Consider the following 19,497-nt stretch of genomic DNA (forward strand, 5'->3'; position numbering starts at 1 on the left):
TCACGGAACCCAACTCAGATGGAATACAGACAACTCGGCCGTAGCGGTATCAAGGTCTCGACGCTAACGCTCGGCACGATGATGTTCGGCGGCCCCACCGACGAAGCGACCTCGGCCCGCATCATCGATCAGGCCCAAGAGCATGGCGTCAATTCGATCGATACTGCGGACGCCTATGGCAAAGGCGAGTCCGAGCGCGTGGTCGGCCGCAGCATCGCCGCGCAACGCGAGCGCTGGGTGCTCGCGACCAAGTTCGCCAACCCGCTCGACAGCAGCGATATCAATGCACGCGGCGCATCGCGCAAACACATTGTGCGAGCGGTCGATGCGAGCCTGAAACGCCTGAACACCGATTACATCGATCTGCTCTACATTCATCGCGAAGACCACGAGACGCCGGTCGAAGAAACGGTACGCGCACTCAACGATTTGATTCAGGCTGGCAAACTGCGCTACTACGGGCTGTCGAACCATCGCGCGTGGAAGATTGCCGAGTTCAGCCATACCGCGCAGGCGCTCGGGCTCGATGCGCCAGTAGCGAGCCAGCCGCTCTACAACATTGCCAATCGTCAGGCCGAAGCAGAGCAATTGACTGCGGCGCACCGCTACGGACTCGGCGTGATTTCGTATAGCCCGCTCGCGCGCGGCGTGCTGACGGGTAAGTACGAGCCGGGTGCCACGCCCGCTTCCGACACGCGCGCGGGCCGCAGCGACCGCCGCCTGCAGCAGACCGAATGGCGTCCTGAATCGCTCGAACTGGCGCGGCGCGTGCGCGAGCATGCAGAGACGCGGGGGCTTTCCGCTGGGCAATTCGCGCTCGCCTGGGTACTGAATAGCCGCTACATCAGTTCGACGATCGGCGGCCCGCGTACGGAAGCGCAATGGCAGGACTATCTCCCCGCGTTGCGCTATCAGCTGACGCCTGAAGACGAAGCCTTTGTCGACTCGCTCGTCACGAGCGGCCATCCGTCGACACCGGGTTTCAACGATCCGGGTCATCCGTTCTTTGGGCGGATTGCACGGCACGGGGCACCGGCGGCGCCGATAGCCCCCGGTACACGTTAAGGCTGCGGGCGGCGTAAGTGGCATGACGGCGAGAACTTCATATCAACCGACGTGTTTTCGCGCCGCTGTCGCGAGCTAGGCTGCCTGCGCGTCGAAGCTTCTGCCTGGAATAGCGTCGAGCAGCGTGCGCGTATACGCATGCTGCGGCGCACGCCAGATATCCCGGTGGTGTCCGCTTTCGACAATCCGTCCGGCCTGCATCACGTGCACCCGATCGGCGATATAGCGCACCACCGAAAGGTCGTGCGAGATGAACAGATACGCCAGCCCCAGATCGCGCTTCAGATCGACCAGCAGATTCAGGATCTGCGCCTGAATCGACACGTCGAGCGCGGACACCGGCTCATCGCAGATCAGCAGATCCGGCTCGAGCACCAACGCCCGTGCAATGCCAATGCGTTGCCGTTGTCCACCTGAGAACTCGTGGGGAAAGCGGCTGAGCGCCGAACTCGGCAGACCAACCCGATCGAGCATGCCGGCGATACGCGAGCGGCGTTGCTGCGCGTTGCCCACGCCGTTCACCACCAGCACCGTATCGAGAATCTCCGCCACTGTGCGGCGTGGATTGAGCGACGCATACGGGTCCTGGAACACCATCTGCACGTGCCGCCGTAGCGGCCGCAGTGCGCGCTCGCCCAGCGGCACGAGATCGGTCCCGCGCAAACGGATTTCACCGCTTGCGGTCGGCAGGAGCCGCAGGATCGCTTTGGAGAGCGTCGATTTCCCGCAACCGGATTCGCCGACGAGACCGACCGTCTCTCCGCGCGCAATTTGCAGCGATACGCCATCGACGGCGCGAAGCGTCGTTTTGCCATGACGCTGTGGATAATCGATCCGCACGTCCCGTAGTTCGAGCAACGGCGCTTCGCTAGCTGCGCTAACACGTTGTGCGGGATCCGCATCCGCCACATATTGACCGGTGCGCACTGAACGCGGCGTCACGGTGAAACCCGGCTTCCCGTCTTCGTCGATACCGTGACGGATTTCCGGCAGTTTCCAGCCGCGATAGTGCAGATCGTCCGCGAGATTCAGCGATGCGCCGAGCAAACCACGTGTGTACGGATGCTGCGGTTGTGTGAAAAGTCGCGCAACCGGCGCCTCCTCGACCTTCTCGCCCGCGAGCATGACCGCGACGCGATCCGCGTGCGTGGCGACGATGCCGAGGTCGTGCGTGATCAGCAGTAAGGACATCGACAACTCGCGGCGCAAACCGTCGAGCAATTCGAGAATGCGCGCCTGAATCGTGACGTCGAGCGCTGTGGTCGGCTCATCCGCGATCAGCAGACGCGGCCGGCAGGCCACTGCCATTGCGATCATCACGCGCTGCCGCTGACCGCCGGAAAGCTCGTGCGGAAAATCGAACACACGCCGCTGCGGTTCGGGAATCTGCACCAGTTCGAGCAGTTCGACCGCACGCTTCCATGCTGCCGCTTTCGACAGATGCTCATGCTGCCGCAACGTCTCGACGATCTGCGCTCCGATCGATAGCACGGGATTGAGCGATGTCATCGGCTCCTGAAAGATCATCGAAATCTGTTGCCCGCGAATCGCCCGGATCTCGCGCGTCGACAAATCGAGTAGTTCGCGGCCGTCGAAGCGCAGGCTTCCCGTCACACGCCCAGGCGCAGGGACGAGGCGCATCAACGAAAGCGCCGTCGCGGATTTGCCGCAACCCGATTCACCGACCAGCGCCAGCGTCTCGCCTTGCGCGATATCGAAGCTCAGACCGCGCACGGCTTCATGCGCGCCGAAACTGACGCGCAGGTCGCGTACTTCAAGCAGATTTGCCACTGTCCTTCCTCGGATACATTATCGGCCGCGTCTTTGGCCAGGTGGTGGTCAGCGAAGTGTTGTCAAACCCGTTCGCGCAAGCGCGGATTAAGCGCGTCGTTCAGACCGTCACCGAGCAGGTTCAACGCGAGCACCGCGAGCACGATCGCCGCGCCGGGAACCGCAGTCAGATACCATGCGGTGCGCAGCGAATCGCGGCCGGCGCCGATCATGCCGCCCCAACTGACCACGTTGGGATCGCCCATGCCAAGAAACGACAGCGACGACTCGATCAGGATCGCGCTCGCCACCATCACCGAGGCCGTTACGATGACCGGCGGCAACGCGTTCGGCAAAATCTCGCCAAAGATAATGCGTGCATTACTGAAGCCCTGGCTGCGCGCGGCGAGCACGAAATCGGACTGGCGCAGCGTACGGAACTCGGCACGCACGATCCGCGCGACGGTTGGCCATGAAGCGATGCCAATCGCCAGCGCGATGATCGTCACGCTCGGCCGGCCGATCGCCACAATCACGATCACCAGCAGAAACGAGGGCACGGTTTGAAAGAGTTCGGTCACGCGTACGAGTAGATCGTCGATCACGCCCCCGAAGAACCCCCCTATTGCACCGACCAGCGTGCCGATTACGAGGCCGATGCCCGCCGACGCCGCGCCGATCAGCAGCGAAACGCGCGTGCCGTGCGCAATACCCGCAGCCACATCGCGTCCTAGCGAATCGGTGCCGAGCCAGTATTGCGGGTCGGCACCCGGCCATTCGAATGGCGCCGCCACCATATCGAGCGGATCGCCTGGAAACAGGTGCCCCGCGCTGAGCGCAAGCGCAATGAAGGCTGCCAGCAGCACGAGCCCAGCGAGCGCCGACGGATTGCGCAACAGCGCGCGCCAGACTCCGCGCCCCGCTCCGCTGTGGCCCGGCGGCGCGGCCGTGCTGCCGCGGCGCAGACCGAACAGCGTCCCGGACAACTGGCGCCGCCATGGCGATGCCGCCACCTCAGGCGTTGTCGAAATCAGATTGGAAGAGTCTGAAGCCATGTCATCCCTCTGAGAAGAAACCGATCGGCGTAAGCTTGAAAGCCATCACGCCACGCGCGGGTCGAGCCACGCTTGCAGCAGATCGACCAGAACATTGGCGACGATCACGAGCAGCGACGATAGCAACAGCACGCCGAGCAGCACACTGAAATCGCGCGCCATCACGGCGTCGAGCGCGAGACGTCCAAGGCCTGGCCAGCTGAATACCGTCTCGGTCACCGCGGCGCCACCTAGCAGCGTGCCGAAATGAATACCGATGATCGTCGTGAGTGGCATCAGCGCGTTGCGCAATACGTGCCGCACCGTCACACGCCAGGGATGCAGGCCCTTCGCCTGTGCGGTCCGCACGAAGTCCTGGCGCTGCACTTCCAGCATTGCGGCCCGTGTGAGCCGTGCATAGATCGCGACGAAGAATGTCGCCAGCGTCGCAGCAGGCAGGAGTACGTGTCTGGCCGCATCGGCGAAATACGCGAAGCCGTGCAGTGGTACGCCGAGCGTGATGTTGCCCCCACTCGGCAACCAGCCCAGATGCACCGAAAAAAGCACGATCGCGAGCAGGCCGATCCAGAAGCCTGGCGTCGAATAGAACAGCAAGGCCAGTACGGACAGCACCCGGTCCGGCCACTTGCCGGCCCAGTGGGCCATTACTGCGCCGAGCACCACGCCCACCACGATCGCGAACGACAACGCCACGCCCATCAACAGCAACGTATTGGGCAGACGCGACAGGATCAGTTGCATCACCGGCATGTCGTAGCGCGGCGAATAACCGAGACTGAAATGCGCCAGATGCGTCAGGTACGACCACAACTGGTGCAGCACCGGCTGATCGAGCCCGAACTTCGCGCGCAGTATCTGCATCGTCTCTGCCGTGGCGGAGCCGGATTCGCCGGCGAGCACGTCGGCGGCGTCGCCCGGCATCAGCTTCAGCAGGAAGAAATTGAGGATCACGATGCCGATCATCGTCGGCAGCGCCTGCCACGCGGTACGCCGCGCAATCGCACCGAAACGCAAACCTCGACTCATCGTGTCTCTCCTGTCATGCGCTCAGATAGACATCCGCGAGGTTGCCTTCGAGGCCTTGCGCGGAAACCGTATGGTTGTGAACGCGACGGTTCGCGAGCGTGACCATGCGTGGCGCGACCAGATTGAGAATTGGCAGATCGCGATAGACGATCTGCTGGAACTGCTGGTACAGCGCAACGCGTTTGCTTTCGTCGGTTTCGATCGATGCGCTTTCGAGCAACCTGTCGACCTCAGGATTGCTGTAGTGCGGTGCATTCGAAAACGGCACACCGGGGCGGATATTCTTCGACCAGTAGAGGCGCTGAACCCCCACGCTCGGATCGAACAGTGTGTTGACGCCAATGCTGGTGAAATCGAACTGACGATCCGCGTACACGCGCTTCAGGAACGCCGGCAAATCCTGCGAGCGCACCGTGACGTCGATACCCACCTTCGCCAGCGCCGATTTCACATAGTCCGCCTGGCGACGGTACATATCGCCATAAGGCAGAAAATCGTGCGTCAGGCCAAAGCGTACGCCACCGTCTTTGCGCGGATAACCCGCCGCATCGAGCAGTTTTTCGGCGTTGCCGATATCGAATGCATAGGGCGCGAGCCTGGCGTCGTGATACGGAGACCCCGGCGTGATCGGCGTGGGTGACAGATCGGCATAGCCATATGCCACCGTACGCTGTACAACCTGCGGATTGATGGCGTGAGCAATCGCCTGGCGCACCCGGAGGTCTTTGAGAATCGGGTGTTCGAGATTGAAGTCGATCTCCGCGAGCGGTTCCAGAAAGCGATAGCCGCGTGTTTCAACGGCCAGTTGCGGCAATTGCGTGAGACGCGGCAGATCGGTGAGCGGCACCGGGTTCTCACCGCCCAGATCGAGCGCACCCGTTTCGAATGCGGCGGAACGCGCGGCAGCGTCGGGGATGACCTTGAACACGAGACCGTCGATATAAGGTTTGCCAGCGTCCCAGTAGTCCGGATTGCGTTCGTAGACGATATTGGCGCCGCGCGTCCACGATTTGAAGCGGAACGGCCCCGTGCCGATCGGCGCATTGTTGTGCGGATTGGACAGCGGATCGCCTGATGCATACAGGTGCTTGGGAACGATCGGCGATTCACCTGCGGACAACGCCTTCAGCAGATAGGGTGCCGGCTTCGACAATTCAATCACCGCGGTGCGCGCGTCCGGCGTGGCGACTCGTGTCACGTTGGCGAAGGTGCTGCGGCCGCGCGGATGGACCGCTTTCAGTAAGTCGATCGAGAAAGCGACGTCGGCAGAACTGAACGGCTGCCCGTCGTGCCATTTAACATTCTGCCGTAGTGTGAAGGTGTACTTCAGGCCATCCGGACTGACCGTCCATGCGGTAGCCAATTGTGGTTTCGGACGCAGGTCGAAGTCGTAGGCGAGCAGGCCTTCAAGTACCTTGGAGCTCGCGACGAGTGCCGGGCCCGTGGTCTGAAAGATCGATACGAGTACCGGCGGCTCCGGATTGATCAACATGTTCAGCGTGCCGCCGCGCTTCGGTACGGCAGCCTCACCTTGTGCGAACGCCAGTACCGGCATGCCGGCCGCCGCGAGTGCTGCGCCCGATGAAATCAGAAAATCGCGTCGATTCAGCCCTGCCATGTGATCCAGATCCTTTTTGCCGATGGGCCGGCTTGTAATAGCCGACTGGAATGTCGTAATGATGAGGTCGGCAATACTGCTGCCGCAGCGCTTACGATAAAGCCGCTGCGGCAGCAAAAGAACCAATGGTTAGGTATATGCAAAGCACGGCGCGGACAAAAGGCGACGCACCCGTTGCAAGCGTCGCGTCATGCAAGGAACACGTCAGCCAGATTCCCGTCGAGACCGTCCGCCGTAACGGTGTGGTTGTGCACGCGCCTGTTGTAGAGAGTGACCTGCCTGAGCGTGACCAGATCGATGATCGGCAGATCGCGCCCCACCACCTGCTGGAATTTCCGGAAGTAGTCGACCCGTGCGCGCGGATCGTTCTCCACCGCAGCCGCTTCGAGCAGACGGTCGACCTCGGGGTTGTCGTAATGCGACGCATTGGAGAACGGCACGCCTTTCCTGAAGTTGCGCGACCAGTAAAGCCGTTGCACGCCCACGGTCGGATCGAAGGTATTGCCGAGAAAGTTTGCGTCCAGATCGAAATCGCGATCGGTGTAAATCCGCTTCACATACGTGCCGAAATCCTGTGAGCGCACGGTCGATTCGATCCCCACACGACGCAACGTTTGCCGCAGATATTCGGCAAGGCGCGCGAAAGTCGGATCGTAGGGGTTGTAGTCGATCGTCAGCGGAAAACGAAAACCGCCGGACTGACGCGGCAAACCCGCCTCATCGAGCAATTGCCCGGCTTTGGCGAGATCGTACGGCAAGGTCGGCACGCTCGGATCGTAGAACTGGGTCAGCAGCGGACTGATCGGCGATGGCGCAACGATCCCATATCCGTACCAGACTGACTTCAGGATTGCTTGCCGATCGATGCTGTGCGCAATCGCCTCGCGGACCTTCTGCTTCGACAGATAGCGATTGTCGAGATTGAACTGCAATTGCGTTTGCGCCGCGTCGTAGCTGTATCCGCGTGTTTCCAGCGCGAGATGAGGCAAGGCCTGCAAACGCTGGATGTCGAGCAAAGGTACCGGATTCTCACCGGCCAGATCCAGTTCACCCGTCTCGAGCGCAACGGCACGTGCCGCCGGATCGCCGATGAAGCGCACGACCAGTTCGTCGATATACGGCTTCGGTGCGTCCCAGTAATCAGGGTTGCGCACGAATACCGCATGACTGCCCCGCTCCCAATGCTTGAACCGATAGGGTCCCGTGCCCACTGGGTCGATGTTATGGGGATTGTCGAGTGGATTGCCACTGTCGTAGAGATGCGCGGGCACGATCGGCGACTCCGACGCAGCAAGCGCATAGATCAGATACGGTGCAGGCTTCGATAACTTCAGTAACGCCGTGTGCGGGCCGGGTGTCAGCACTTCCACGACGTTGGCAAAGGTCGAGCGGCCGCGCGAATGGTACTGCTTCAGCAGTCCGATTGACACCGCAACGTCTTTCGACGTAAACAGCTGACCGTCGTGCCAGTGCACGCCCTCTCGCAACCTGAATGTGTACTGCAAACCGTCAGGGCTGATCGACCAGGCGGTCGCGAGTTGCGCGCGCGGCTGCACGTTGAAGTCGTAAGCCAGCAAACCTTCGGTGACCTTGGAGCTGATCTTCTGTTCCGCGCCCGCCGTGGTAGCGAAATTGATCAGTACGTTCGGCTCCGGATTCACGAGTAGCGTCAAGCGGCCGCCATGTCGAGGCGACACGGAGCTGCCCTGCGACGCAGCGTGCGCCAGCGGTGCGAAAGGACCGAGTGCGATGCCGGCCGCGCTGCCTGCGAGTCCCAGCAAAGCGTGGCGACGCCCGGAATGAAATCCCCTGCGATGGTTCATGCGTACTCCCTTCGGATGCGAGCGTCATACCGACCGGCAAAGCCTCGCAATGTCTATCGGATGCGCCGCACGATATCAATCGTCGCGCGACAAAAGAACGAATGAATTGAGGATTGCATATCTAATCCCGATGGTTGTCGTTATTGCTTAAAGATCGCCGTTCAAGCGCATTTTCGATGGAAACAATCGATATCCATATCGACTTTTCTTGTTTGTTCAATAAGTTCGTTTTGCTTATCGTGACTGCTCGCTTCACCGCGAACCTCGACGCAGCACTTCTCTTGCGCTCCCTCAATATTGATTCCAGAAACCATGAAAAAACTGCTTTTCGCATTTGGCGTTTCGTCTTTAGTGGCTGGCACAGCAAGTGCCCAAAGCAGCGTCACGCTGTATGGGATCGTCACGGGCAACCTCACGTATACGAACAACACACAAACCGCTGCAACCTCCGCTTCCGGCAAACCTAAGGGCGGAAGCCAGGTGTCGCAGTTCGACAGCGGCTCATCAGGCCTGTCGTCGAGCCGCTGGGGGCTGAAAGGTGTGGAAGACCTGGGTGGCGGATTGAAGGCTGTGTTCCAGATTGAGAGCGGGCTCAGTGTGAATAACGGCACACTGGGACAAGGGGGCACCGAGTTCGGCCGCCAGGCGTGGGTGGGTGTCAGCGCCGACCGCTACGGCACGTTCACGTTGGGACGTCAGGGCGATACGTCGGTGGATTTCGTATCGCCACTGCTCTACGTCTGGTTTGGGGGCAATCTTTCGATCCATCCGGCCGACTATGACAATCTGAACTTCACGCACCGCATCAACAATTCGATCAAGTACCAGTCGGATTCTTTCAACGGGTTCCGTTTCGGCGCGCTGTACAGCGTCGGCGGTGTGGCGGGCAATGTCACGCAGAATCAGCTATGGTCCACAGGCGCCAGCTACACCGGCGGCGCATTCGCAATCGCCGCGTCGATCGTCAATGCACGCAATCCGAATACGTCGCTCTACGGCACCAACGCCAATGCGAGCGCCACGGGCAATAATCTGGGCTCCGCCGGGTCGGCCACCACCCCCGAGTCCAATCCGGCGATTGCCGGCTTCGCATCGGCACGCACGCAGCAGACCGTTTCGGTTGCGACAACCTATACGAGCGGCGGTGCGATCTTCGGCGCGGCCTACTCGAATACGCAGTTCCGCGGACTAGGCTCGAACGCGTCGCTCAATCCGCTCAACTACAGCGGCTCGACGACGCTCAGTACCGTTAGTGCGAGCTTGCGTTATCAGGCCACACCGTTCCTGCGCCTCGGTACATCGTTCGACTATACGGAAGGAGGAAGCGTCGGCGGTAAGGGCAGCGCGAAATACGAGCAGTTGAATCTCACGACTGCGTACTCACTATCGAAAGGCACCGATCTGTACTTGACCGGCGCCTATCAGCACGCCAGTGGTACGGACTCGCTCGGCCGATCCGCGGTCGCTGCGATCGGCTACCTCACACCGTCCGCCACCGACAAACAGGTGGCTGTCTCGGCAGGTATCAAGCATCAGTTCTGATGGAGGCGGCGCCCGATGAGAATCGGGTGCCCGTTGTTTCTGAACCGCGCAAGACGATACGCGTCAGAATCAGCAGACACCCGCCAGGCGATCACTTCGTCAAGGCACTTTGGGGGAAACCGTGGTGCATTTCAGGATACTCAGAAAACGCGCCCTTCGGTGAGATGCGTGGTCACACCGTTCAACTCGTAGTCGCCGATCACGCGTGCTTTGTGCAGCAATGGATTGTGGCTGAAAATCGTGCGCAGATTACGCCAGTGACGGTCGAAATTGTGAGCTCGCCCAGTGGCCGATGCGCCGCCGATTTCAAACAGGCGCTCGCCCGCATGGAGCGCCAGCTTGCTGACCACCAGTTGAGTTTTGGCGGTAGCCAGCGATCCTTCCAGCACGAGGTCTTCCGCATTGGCCGCGCCGCTGCGGATTGCATTGGCCGAACGGTCCAGGGTGCGTGCGTTCTGATTCACCAGCGCGTCGATCGACAGGCTGTGCGCCGCGAGATCGCCGACCACCTGCTGCACGAAACCGTCCTCGCGTGCCGAGGGGGCCGGGCTATGGAGCACCGGGCGCCCGTATTGCGTCACGTAGCGTCGCGCATCCGCAAGAATGTTACGCACGATACCTGCCGCAACCGTCACCAGATGCAACTGCCGCAATGCGCTGCCGTGCCGGCCTGCGAGACTCGTATAGCCACGCGTGGCAATTTCATGCGAGAGGACCTGTACGTTGTCGAGTACCAGGCTGCCACTCGCCGTCATGCGTTGCCCCATCCCATCCCAGTCGTCGAGTACCTGCAGACCTTCGCGGGACACCGGAATCACGATCGACACCTTCTCGTCGTTTTCATCCTGCACGTTGATACGCGCATAGTCGGAGAACGCCGTGCCGGTCGAATAGTATTTCTTGCCCGTTACGCGAAAGTGCTCACCGTCGCGCACCAGTTTAGTGACGATTTCACCGGGCCTGGACGTGCCGAGTTCCGTCGACGCCCCACCGAAGATTGCCCCTGCCCGTACCCGTTCGATCTGCGTATCGTTGAAAGCGGAACGCGGTGACAACAGCAATTGCTCGGTCAGATCGAAATGAATCCGCAATGCATGCGCGACATTCGATTCATGCGCGGCCAGAGTGGCTATCACATGAAAAAGATCTTCTAGCGAACCACCGAGGCCACCCCATTCGACCGGAAAACGGAGCACGCCCAGCCCCGATTCGCGAAACAACGCGAAGCGGTCGAACGGCAACTCGCGCCGCACTTCACGTTGCGCGGCATCTTCGCCGATCGCTTTAGCGAGTGCCGGCAACCCGGTCAGTGCCGCGTGAAGCCGCGCATGCGCTGCGCCTTCCTGAGAGACCTGCATGCCTTCATTCCTTGTTTGTAAGAGCGCACGGATCAGGCTTGATCCAGCTATGTGCCGTGGGAGCACGAACAGCGTCCGCATGGGACGTGCCGATGCGACAGGCCAGTATAGGGATGCGGCACGCAGCGTAAAACCAGCGATTCAAGCTATGGATATGCGCGTTTCTGAAATGCCATTTGCCGATAAGGATCGATGAATCCGTTATTGGAGCGTCGCACGGCATATTTCTATACTCGATTCCGGTCAGCACTCACCAACGACGAGTGCCAAATTTCAACTGCGGAAGTCGAACCATGAGCCTACGTCCCTTGCATGACCGCTTGATCGTCAAGCGTCTCGACCAGGAAACCAAAACTGCTTCAGGCATTGTCATTCCTGAGAGCGCCGCGGAAAAACCCGACCAGGGCGAAGTCATTGCCATTGGACCGGGCAAGCGCGATAACGACGGCAAACGTATCGAGCCCGACCTGAAAGTCGGCGAGCGTGTTCTGTTCGGCAAGTACGCCGGTCAGTCGGTCAAAGTCGACGGCAACGAATTGCTCGTACTGCGCGAAGAAGATGTCGTCGCAGTCGTCACTCAATAACGAACGGAGCGTTACAACATGGCAGCAAAAGAAATCATTTTTAGCGACGTCGCCCGCTCGAAACTGGTCGAAGGCGTCAACATCCTGGCCAACGCGGTCAAGGTCACACTCGGTCCGAAGGGACGTAACGTGGTTCTGGAGCGCAGCTTCGGCTCGCCGGTGGTGACGAAAGACGGCGTCTCGGTCGCCAAGGAAATCGAATTGTCGGACCGCGTGCAGAACATCGGCGCGCAACTGGTGAAGGAAGTCGCGTCGCGCACCAGCGACGCCGCCGGTGACGGCACCACCACCGCGACGGTGCTCGCGCAAGCCATCGTGCGTGAAGGTCAGAAATACGTCGCGGCGGGTCTCAATCCACTGGACCTGAAGCGCGGCATCGATAAAGCCGTGGTGGCCGCCATCGACGAGTTGAAGAAGATCAGCAAGCCGACCACGACCAGCAAGGAAATCGCCCAGGTCGCCACGATTTCGGCCAACGGCGAGGAGTCTATCGGTCAGCGCATTGCCGAAGCGATCGACCGGGTCGGCAAGGAAGGCGTCATCACCGTTGAAGACGGCAAGTCGCTCGACGATGAACTCGACGTGGTGGAAGGCCTGCAGTTCGACCGTGGCTATCTTTCGCCGTATTTCATCAACGATCAGGACAAGCAGGTTGCCGTGCTCGACAACCCGTTCGTGCTGCTGCACGACAAGAAGGTGTCGAACATCCGTGATCTGCTGCCGATTCTGGAGCAGGTCGCGAAAGCCGGCCGGCCGCTTCTGATCATCGCGGAAGACGTGGAAGGCGAAGCGCTGGCTACGCTCGTAGTCAACAACATTCGTGGCATTCTGAAGACCGTCGCGGTCAAGGCGCCGGGTTTCGGCGACCGCCGCAAAGCGCTGCTCGAAGACATCGCGATTCTGACCGGCGGCCAGGTGATCGCTGAAGAGACCGGACTGTCGCTCGAGAAGGCGACGCTCGCGGAACTCGGTCAGGCCAAGCGCATCGAGGTGGGCAAGGAGAACACCACGGTCATCGACGGCGCGGGCGACAGCAAGACCATCGAAGCGCGTGTGAAACAGATCCGCACCCAGATCGAGGAAGCGAGCTCCGACTACGACCGCGAAAAACTGCAGGAACGAGTGGCGAAGCTGGCGGGTGGTGTCGCTGTCATCAAGGTCGGCGGAGCAACCGAGATCGAGGTCAAGGAAAAGAAAGACCGCGTCGACGACGCGCTGCATGCCACGCGCGCCGCAGTCGAAGAAGGGATCGTGCCGGGCGGTGGCGTCGCGTTGATTCGCGTGAAGCAGGCCATCAGCGGACTCAAAGGTTTGAACGCCGACCAGGACGCGGGCATCAAGATCGTGCTGCGCGCGCTTGAAGAGCCGCTGCGTCAGATCGTGACGAATGCCGGTGAAGAGGCTAGCGTGGTGGTCGCGAAAGTGGCTGAAGGCACGGGCAACTTCGGTTACAACGCGCAGACCGGCGAATATGGCGATCTCGTCGAATCGGGCGTACTCGATCCGACCAAGGTCACGCGTACAGCGCTGCAAAACGCGGCGTCGATTGCGGGTCTGCTGCTGACCACCGACGCCACGGTGCATGAAGCACCGAAGGATGCGCCGGCGGCAGGTCAGCCTGGCGGTCCGGGCGCAGGTGGACCGGGACTGGATTTCTGAGCGTCGGCACCATAGCAGGTCATGCCCGCCGGCGTGCTTTTTCAGCATGCCGGCGGGCGCTAACGGGACACATACGGGCCACACAGAACTGCACGTACCCATCCCACCGCGCTCATGTGTCTCAATGCGAGCGAATCAGCAACTCGTAGCTCGCATCCTGGCTCGCGGTTGACTGTCTTTCACGTCCCCAGCCGATCGCGAGCCGGTAGTTTCCCAAGACAGGTTCATCTGATCCGGCGAGCGACGCAGGTTCGACTTGCGGTGCAACGAAGAGCGCGTCTTCGGGGCAATACAGTTCGCACATGAAGCAAGTCTGACAGTCGCCTTGACGCGCGATGCGCGGTGGGCCGTCGCGCACCACGTCGAACACGTTGGTCGGGCAGGCCCGCACGCAGATGTTGCAGCCCGTGCAGCGCGCAGCGTCGACGATCTCGATCATGCCGTCACTCCTTCCGTATCCGCGGCAACCCGAGGCACCGCCAAGCTCTCGATCCATACTTCGTCCAGGCCTCCGCTCAACAGGCGGTGTCCCTGCGATGGATCAAGTGCGGCATGCTCGAGCCGCCGATGCATACCGCGCGTCTCGGTACGTTGCTGCGCGCTGCGATACATCCAACGCGAGGTGGCGAGCATGGCCGCTGCTTCACGCGCGCGCACGGCGTCCAACGCGCTCTGCGCCGGAGCCGCACGGCGCACACGCTGCCACAGTGCGTCGAGCCGGGAAAGCGAGTCATCGAGTAACGCACCCTGGCGAGTCCAGTTACGCTGCGTAGGGAACACCTCCTGCTGCACGCCACGAATTACTTCGCCGCTGTCGTAAGGCGCCGTGCCGCCGCCGTCGCGAAGCCCTGCTCCTCCCGTACGCACCACTCTGCCCTGGCGCGCCGCGGGGCCTCGTGAACGCGCGTAATCCGAGGCGCCCGCACCGGCCCAGAATCCCGACGACATCGCCCACGCCGCGTTATGGCTACCGCCTCCGGTAAAGCCGCCGCAGATCAGTTCACGCGTCGCCGCATCGCCCGCTGCATACAATCCCTCGACCGAGGTGGCGCAGGTCGGGGCGACCAGATGCAGGCCGCCGGTTCCCCGCACGGTTCCTTCGAGACGCAGGGTGACCGGGAAATGTTGCGTGAATGGATCGATCCCGAGCCGGTCGAACGGCAAGAAGAAGTTCGGCTGCGCAGTGCGCATCCATGCGCGAATCTGCTCGTCGGCACGATCGAGGCACGCAAACACGGGCTGGGTCTGCAAGGTTTGCGCGATCACCCCGCGGCCATGCGCCGAGCCTGCGCCGGGAATCACCGATCCGTCACGGTAATAGAACGTCGCCCATTTATAGAACAGCGATTTCGTCACCGATGAAAACGCTGGACCCAGGCCATAGGCGTTCGAGAACTCCATACCTGAAAGCGCAGCCCCCGCTTCGGCGGCCATCAACTGGCCGTCACCGGTCAGGACGTTGCAGCCGAGCGCGTTGCTGAGAAACGCACAGCCGCCGGTCGCGATGACCACCGCGCCCGAGCGCACGATCCATGTGTCATCCGCCTGACGATCGACGCCCGCGGCCCCGGCCACCGCGCCCTGCTCATCCACTAGCAATTCGAGCGCCGGACTGTGGTCGAGGATGCGCACATGGGCTTCCTTGACGCGTTTGCGCATCAACCTCATATAGTCGGGGCCTTGCAACGATGTGCGCCGCTCTTCGCCGGATTCATCAACCGGAAATGGGTAGCCCCACTCGGCCAGTTGCTGCGCATTGATCCACGTCTGTTCGAGCACGCGATCCATCCACGTCTGATCGGCAAGCTCGCCGCCCAACTTGAAACGGCTCGCTTTCGCGAGACGCCGCGCTTCCGCATCGCGCGGCACGTGCCACACCGCAGTGCCGGCAGGCGCAGTCGCGCCGGAAGTCCCGCAGAAGCCTTTGTCTGCCAATATCACGCGGGCGCCGTTGGCAGCGGCGCTAATCGCCGCCCACGCCCCGGCCGGACCGCCGCCGATCACCAGCACGTCGGCGTCGTGCCGCACCCCGCCGTCCGCCGCCGTCACGGGAGGCCGCCCGTTTTTCTCTGAGTTATCCGCCATGAGCGGTTCCCCTTAAAATCGACACCCGATCTGCAATCCGGCGTAAATCGCCCATGCGATGCGACACGAGGAGAATCGCCGCACCCTCGCCGCGCAATTGATCGAGTAACGCGAACAGGCGCTCGGCTTCCGGAGCGGACAAGCTCGCCCCCATCAGTGCGACAACCTCGCCTGGATGAATCGACAGATCGAGTTTCGCCAGCGCCGTAGTTGGCCCGAAAGACTTCGATACGGAGGCGGCAGTCAGAATCGGCAATGGCATCGGAGAAGTCCCGGAAGCCTTGTTTCAGGAGTATGGCCGGCCATGTTAGCGTCGCGGTTCGGAGCGGCCAACGAAGCGTTGTTCATATCGTTAGGTGTCGCATGAATAGCGGCGCTTCATTCCCAATCGCTATCGGAACGCAATCAATGCCGTGGGAGTTGAATCCGCTATATCGTCAATTCCACTGCTTCAACGACGCTCGCGTCTGCATAAATGCGCGAATCAGATAACGGTATGAAAAATCCTTGGTTCTTTCCGGCGCCACACATGCCGAGAATAGGCGATCCCGTATTCAGCCTATCCTTCCATGTTCAGCCGACCGACCCGCCCCACCCTCCAGCGCGCCGCATTCCGCACATTGCGCGCCGTGATGCTTCTTGCAGCAATGGGCACCAGTGCCGCCCACGCCGACACGACGCTCGACCGGATTCATCAGCGGCACAAGATTGTCATTGGTGTGATCCTGTCAGGGCCGCCGTTCGGTTCGCTGGACCCGGCCACCCAGAAACCGCTCGGCTTTAATATCGATCTCGCGAACGACGTCGCGAAGCGCCTCGGTGTCGATGTAGAGCTGACGCCGGTCCAGCCGTCGAACCGTGTGCAGTTCCTGCAACAAGGCAAGGTCGACGCCCTGATCGCCAACATGGAAGTCACGAAGGAACGCGCGGAGATCTTCTCCTACCCGCCCACGCCCTTCGAGGAAATCGGCGGCGCTCTCATCACCCGCAAGGACAGTGGCATCAAGACGTGGAACGATGTGCGCGGCAAGCCCGTCTGCGTCTCGCAAGGCAGCAACTATACGAAGCCGCTCGCCGAAGAATACGGCGCACAGGTGAAAGCATTTCGCGGCCAGCCGGAGTCGTTGCTCGCGCTGCGTGGCAATAACTGCGTCGCCGCGGTCCACGTCGCGCCTACCCTGCGCCTGCTGGTCGCACGCAATCCGGACTGGAAGGACTACACCATCCCGGTATCGAACGAGCTGATTCCGTCGCCATCCGTGATCTGGGTTCGCAAGGGCGAAACGGACACGCAAAGCGCACTCGAAAAAATCGTGCAGGACTGGCATCGCAGCGGCTGGCTGATCGACACGGAGCGCAAGAACGGTATGCAGCCCTCGCAAGCCGTGCTCGATCTGCACGCGAAGTACAAGGCGCAAGGTGCATGAGCGCGTCGACTGAAGCGCTCATGCACGCCGCTGCGGCAGTGGTGGCTGCGATCGGCAAGATCGGGTTGAACTACAGTTTCGTACTCGCCCCCGACGAACTGGCGTCGTTCCTGCACGGCATGCTGGTCACGCTCGAACTGTCGCTTGTCACGATACTTGGCAGCCTTGTCGCCGGCATTGCGCTAGCGGCGCTGCTCACTTCGCCGCGTCCGGCGCTCGCGCGCCCCGCTCGCGTGTTCGTCGAAATCACACGCAATACACCGACGCTCGTGCAGCTTTTCTGTGCCTTTCTGGTAATCAATATGCTGATCAGCGAGGCACTGCGTAATCTGGGCGGCAATCCGCTGACGCCGTTTATCTGGAGCGCGATCGTGATTTCGCTGCATAAGGGAGCGTTTCATGCCGAAGCACTGCGCGCCGGCATTGAAGCGGTGCCGCGCGCCACGCTCGAAGCGGCGCAGTCGCTCGGTTTCAGCCGACGCCAGCGGCTTTTGGGCGTGCAGTTGCCGCTCGCGCTGCGCTTTGCCCTGCCCGCGCTCGTCAACAACATGGTCGATCTGGTGAAGATGACGACTGTCGCCTCGGCAATCGCCGTCGGCGACGTCACGTACGCGTCGATCATGATCTGGACGCAGCGCGACAACGTGCTCGAATTAATGATCCTGATCCTGCTGTTCTTCGGCCTGCTGACCTTTGCGGTCAATCGCGCGGGGCGCTGGCTTGAAGTCCGTCTGAGGATGCCCGGTTATGGCCACTGAATCCATCACCGTGCCCGTGCGGGACGGGCGGTACCGTTCCATCTTCGCGCTTGCCAGCGTGGTTGGCCTCGCCGCCCTGCTGGCTCTCGCCGAACACGAAATCGCTCACGGTCCACGCTATCCAGCGCTCGCCGCACTCATCACGTGGGCGCCGGCGCTCGGCAAGTCTCTGTGGGTCAACATCGAAATCAGCCTGCTAGCCATCGCGCTCGGCACACTCGCCGGTCTCGCGCTCGGCCCCTTGCTGCTGTCGCCGGTCCGGGGTGTTCGTCTGATTACCCGCAGCTATGTGCAGATGTTTCGAAATGCACCATTGCTCGTATTGATCTACTTTTCGACCTACGTGTTCCCATTCGAAATCGCGCTCGGCCAACACATCGTGCCGTTTCCCGACTGGTTCAAGGTCACGCTCGGCCTCGCGCTGCCTGCCAGCGCCAACTTCGCCGAGATCTTCCGCGGCGCGATCCAGTCGATCCCTCATGCGCAGTGGGACGCCGCGCGTTCACTTGCCTTCAGCCGAACCCAGGTGTTCCGTTGGATCATCCTGCCGCAATGCGTGAAGCGGATGCTGCCGCCATGGATGAATCTTTACGCCAGCATCACGATGGCGACCGCGCTCGCGTCGCTGGTGGGCGTACACGATCTGCTGGACACCGCGCAGGTTGCGAGCAATACCGTGGCGCGTGCGGATTTCACGGTCGTCGTCTATTTCACCGTGCTCGGGTTGTTCTTCGCTTACTGCTACCCGATCGCGCGCTTCACCCGTCTTCTTGAGAAACGCTATGCTTTCAGCTGATGTCTCGCTCGCCCCTGCCGCCGCTACGGCAGCCACTACGGCAGCCGTGCGCCCACTGGTCCGGTTGCGCGACGTGCATCTTTCATTCGGCTCGACGCCGGTACTCAAGGGTATCGACCTCGACGTGTTCCGCGGACAGGCCGTGTCGATCATCGGGCCGTCCGGGTCCGGCAAGTCGACGATCCTGCGCTGCATGACTGGACTGTTGCGTCCACAGCAAGGTGAAATCGAAGTCGACGGCACCCGCGTCGACCGGCTTGCCTCGGAACGCGATGAGATCGAATTGCGCAAGCGCGTCGGTTTCGTATTCCAGCAATACAACCTGTTTCCGCATCTGAGCGTACTGGACAATCTGGTTGTCGCGCCAGTGCGTATTCTAGGGCGCGACAAGGCCAGTGCCACCCGCACCGCTTACGATCTGTTGAAGAAAGTGCGCCTTGCAGACAAGGCCCATGCGTACCCGGGGGAACTGTCGGGCGGTCAACAACAGCGCGTGGCGATCGCACGCGCCCTCGCGATGCAACCGGATCTCATCCTCTTCGACGAGGTGACCTCGGCTCTCGACCCGGAGACCGTAGGCGAAGTGCTAACCGTGATCCGCGATCTGGTGAAAGACGGCATGACCTGCGTGCTCGTCACGCACGAGATGCGCTTTGCCGAAGAAGTCAGCGACACGGTGTATTTCACCGAGGCCGGCGTGATTGTCGAACACGGCCTAGCTAACGCGCTGTTCCGCGCGCCGGTCAGTCCGCGTACACGTGAGTTTCTGGCGCATACCCAATCTGCGCCGGAGGCCGCACGCGCGGCCCCGCCTCGCACGCCGCTAAAACTGGATCTGCACCACTTCGCGATCTAGGCCGGCGAATGCGGCGCAGTTGGCGATATAAGTTCGAATGACGCGGCGCCTGCCCTGCAGACGCCGCGTTTTACT

Annotated in this window: 16 protein-coding genes and 1 pseudogene; 8 read left to right on the top strand and 9 right to left on the bottom strand. The window is 61.5% G+C overall.

The annotated features are described in order from the left end of the window. The first annotated feature begins 18 nt into the window (after positions 1–18). Complete coding sequence (locus tag PQR40_RS32870) at positions 19–1,065, top strand: aldo/keto reductase (protein WP_408510693.1); 1,047 nt, start codon at positions 19–21, stop codon at positions 1,063–1,065. A 75-nt stretch (positions 1,066–1,140) separates the two neighbouring features. Here PQR40_RS32870 and PQR40_RS32875 read toward each other — a convergent pair whose 3' ends face one another. The 5 genes from PQR40_RS32875 to PQR40_RS32895 form a co-directional block, all read right to left on the bottom strand. Beyond that, entirely contained in the window at positions 1,141–2,856 is a 1,716-nt protein-coding gene (locus PQR40_RS32875; RefSeq protein ID WP_408232903.1) for an ABC transporter ATP-binding protein, read from the bottom strand. Between the two features lie 62 nt (positions 2,857–2,918). After that, positions 2,919–3,890 carry an ABC transporter permease gene (locus tag PQR40_RS32880; RefSeq protein WP_408510694.1) on the bottom strand — a complete coding sequence of 324 codons (972 nt, stop codon included), beginning with the start codon at positions 3,888–3,890 and terminating at the stop codon, positions 2,919–2,921. A 45-nt stretch (positions 3,891–3,935) separates the two neighbouring features. Beyond that, complete coding sequence (locus tag PQR40_RS32885; RefSeq protein WP_408510695.1) at positions 3,936–4,916, bottom strand: ABC transporter permease; 981 nt, start codon at positions 4,914–4,916, stop codon at positions 3,936–3,938. A gap of 13 nt (positions 4,917–4,929) precedes the next feature. Further along, on the bottom strand, positions 4,930–6,534 hold the full coding sequence (locus tag PQR40_RS32890; RefSeq protein WP_408510696.1) for an ABC transporter substrate-binding protein: 1,605 nt from the start codon (positions 6,532–6,534) through the stop codon (positions 4,930–4,932). A gap of 188 nt (positions 6,535–6,722) precedes the next feature. Next, complete coding sequence (locus PQR40_RS32895) at positions 6,723–8,357, bottom strand: ABC transporter substrate-binding protein (protein WP_408510697.1); 1,635 nt, start codon at positions 8,355–8,357, stop codon at positions 6,723–6,725. 312 nt (positions 8,358–8,669) lie between these two features. On the opposite strand from PQR40_RS32895, the gene PQR40_RS32900 reads away from it, so the two are divergent. After that, positions 8,670–9,899 carry a porin gene (locus PQR40_RS32900; RefSeq protein WP_408232918.1) on the top strand — a complete coding sequence of 410 codons (1,230 nt, stop codon included), beginning with the start codon at positions 8,670–8,672 and terminating at the stop codon, positions 9,897–9,899. A 140-nt stretch (positions 9,900–10,039) separates the two neighbouring features. Here the strand turns inward: PQR40_RS32900 and PQR40_RS32905 are convergent, their stop codons facing one another. Further along, a complete protein-coding gene (locus tag PQR40_RS32905; protein ID WP_408510698.1) occupies positions 10,040–11,257 on the bottom strand; it encodes an acyl-CoA dehydrogenase family protein in 1,218 nt (405 codons plus the stop codon). A gap of 293 nt (positions 11,258–11,550) precedes the next feature. Here PQR40_RS32905 and PQR40_RS32910 point away from each other — a divergent pair, with 293 nt between their 5' ends. Both PQR40_RS32910 and groL read left to right on the top strand, forming a co-directional pair. Then, the gene (locus tag PQR40_RS32910; protein WP_408232924.1) at positions 11,551–11,841 is read left to right on the top strand and encodes a co-chaperone GroES; all 291 of its coding nucleotides are present in this window, start codon (positions 11,551–11,553) and stop codon (positions 11,839–11,841) included. 18 nt (positions 11,842–11,859) lie between these two features. Then, positions 11,860–13,500 (top strand): chaperonin GroEL, encoded by a 1,641-nt coding sequence (gene groL / locus PQR40_RS32915; protein ID WP_408232927.1) that lies wholly within the window; start codon positions 11,860–11,862, stop codon positions 13,498–13,500. Positions 13,501–13,621: 121 nt separating this feature from the next. On the opposite strand, the gene PQR40_RS32920 is transcribed toward groL, so the two are convergent. The 3 genes and pseudogenes from PQR40_RS32920 to PQR40_RS32930 form a co-directional block, all read right to left on the bottom strand. Then, positions 13,622–13,939: a 4Fe-4S binding protein gene (locus PQR40_RS32920; RefSeq protein ID WP_408232930.1), complete on the bottom strand. Its 318-nt coding sequence runs from the start codon at positions 13,937–13,939 to the stop codon at positions 13,622–13,624. After that, positions 13,936–15,585: an FAD-dependent oxidoreductase gene (locus PQR40_RS32925; protein WP_408510699.1), complete on the bottom strand. Its 1,650-nt coding sequence runs from the start codon at positions 15,583–15,585 to the stop codon at positions 13,936–13,938. Before PQR40_RS32925 ends, PQR40_RS32920 begins: the two co-directional genes overlap by 4 nt. Positions 15,586–15,595: 10 nt before the next feature. Then, positions 15,596–15,733, bottom strand: a pseudogene (locus PQR40_RS32930) (ATP-binding cassette domain-containing protein); the annotation flags it as partial. A 421-nt stretch (positions 15,734–16,154) separates the two neighbouring features. Between PQR40_RS32930 and PQR40_RS32935 the strand changes: the two are divergent. The 4 genes from PQR40_RS32935 to PQR40_RS32950 are packed head-to-tail and all read left to right on the top strand — an operon-like array spanning position 16,155 to position 19,422. Continuing rightward, positions 16,155–17,012 carry a transporter substrate-binding domain-containing protein gene (locus PQR40_RS32935; RefSeq protein ID WP_408232936.1) on the top strand — a complete coding sequence of 286 codons (858 nt, stop codon included), beginning with the start codon at positions 16,155–16,157 and terminating at the stop codon, positions 17,010–17,012. After that, positions 17,009–17,770, top strand: coding sequence for an amino acid ABC transporter permease (locus PQR40_RS32940; RefSeq protein WP_408232939.1), 762 nt, complete (start codon positions 17,009–17,011; stop codon positions 17,768–17,770). The genes PQR40_RS32935 and PQR40_RS32940 overlap by 4 nt, the downstream gene beginning before the upstream one ends. Then, positions 17,760–18,566, top strand: coding sequence for an amino acid ABC transporter permease (locus PQR40_RS32945; RefSeq protein ID WP_408232942.1), 807 nt, complete (start codon positions 17,760–17,762; stop codon positions 18,564–18,566). Before PQR40_RS32940 ends, PQR40_RS32945 begins: the two co-directional genes overlap by 11 nt. After that, positions 18,553–19,422 (top strand): amino acid ABC transporter ATP-binding protein, encoded by an 870-nt coding sequence (locus PQR40_RS32950; protein WP_408510700.1) that lies wholly within the window; start codon positions 18,553–18,555, stop codon positions 19,420–19,422. The genes PQR40_RS32945 and PQR40_RS32950 overlap by 14 nt, the downstream gene beginning before the upstream one ends. The last annotated feature ends 75 nt before the right edge of the window (positions 19,423–19,497 follow it).

This window comes from Paraburkholderia sediminicola, assembly GCF_046026855.1.
Classification (GTDB): domain Bacteria; phylum Pseudomonadota; class Gammaproteobacteria; order Burkholderiales; family Burkholderiaceae; genus Paraburkholderia; species Paraburkholderia sediminicola_A.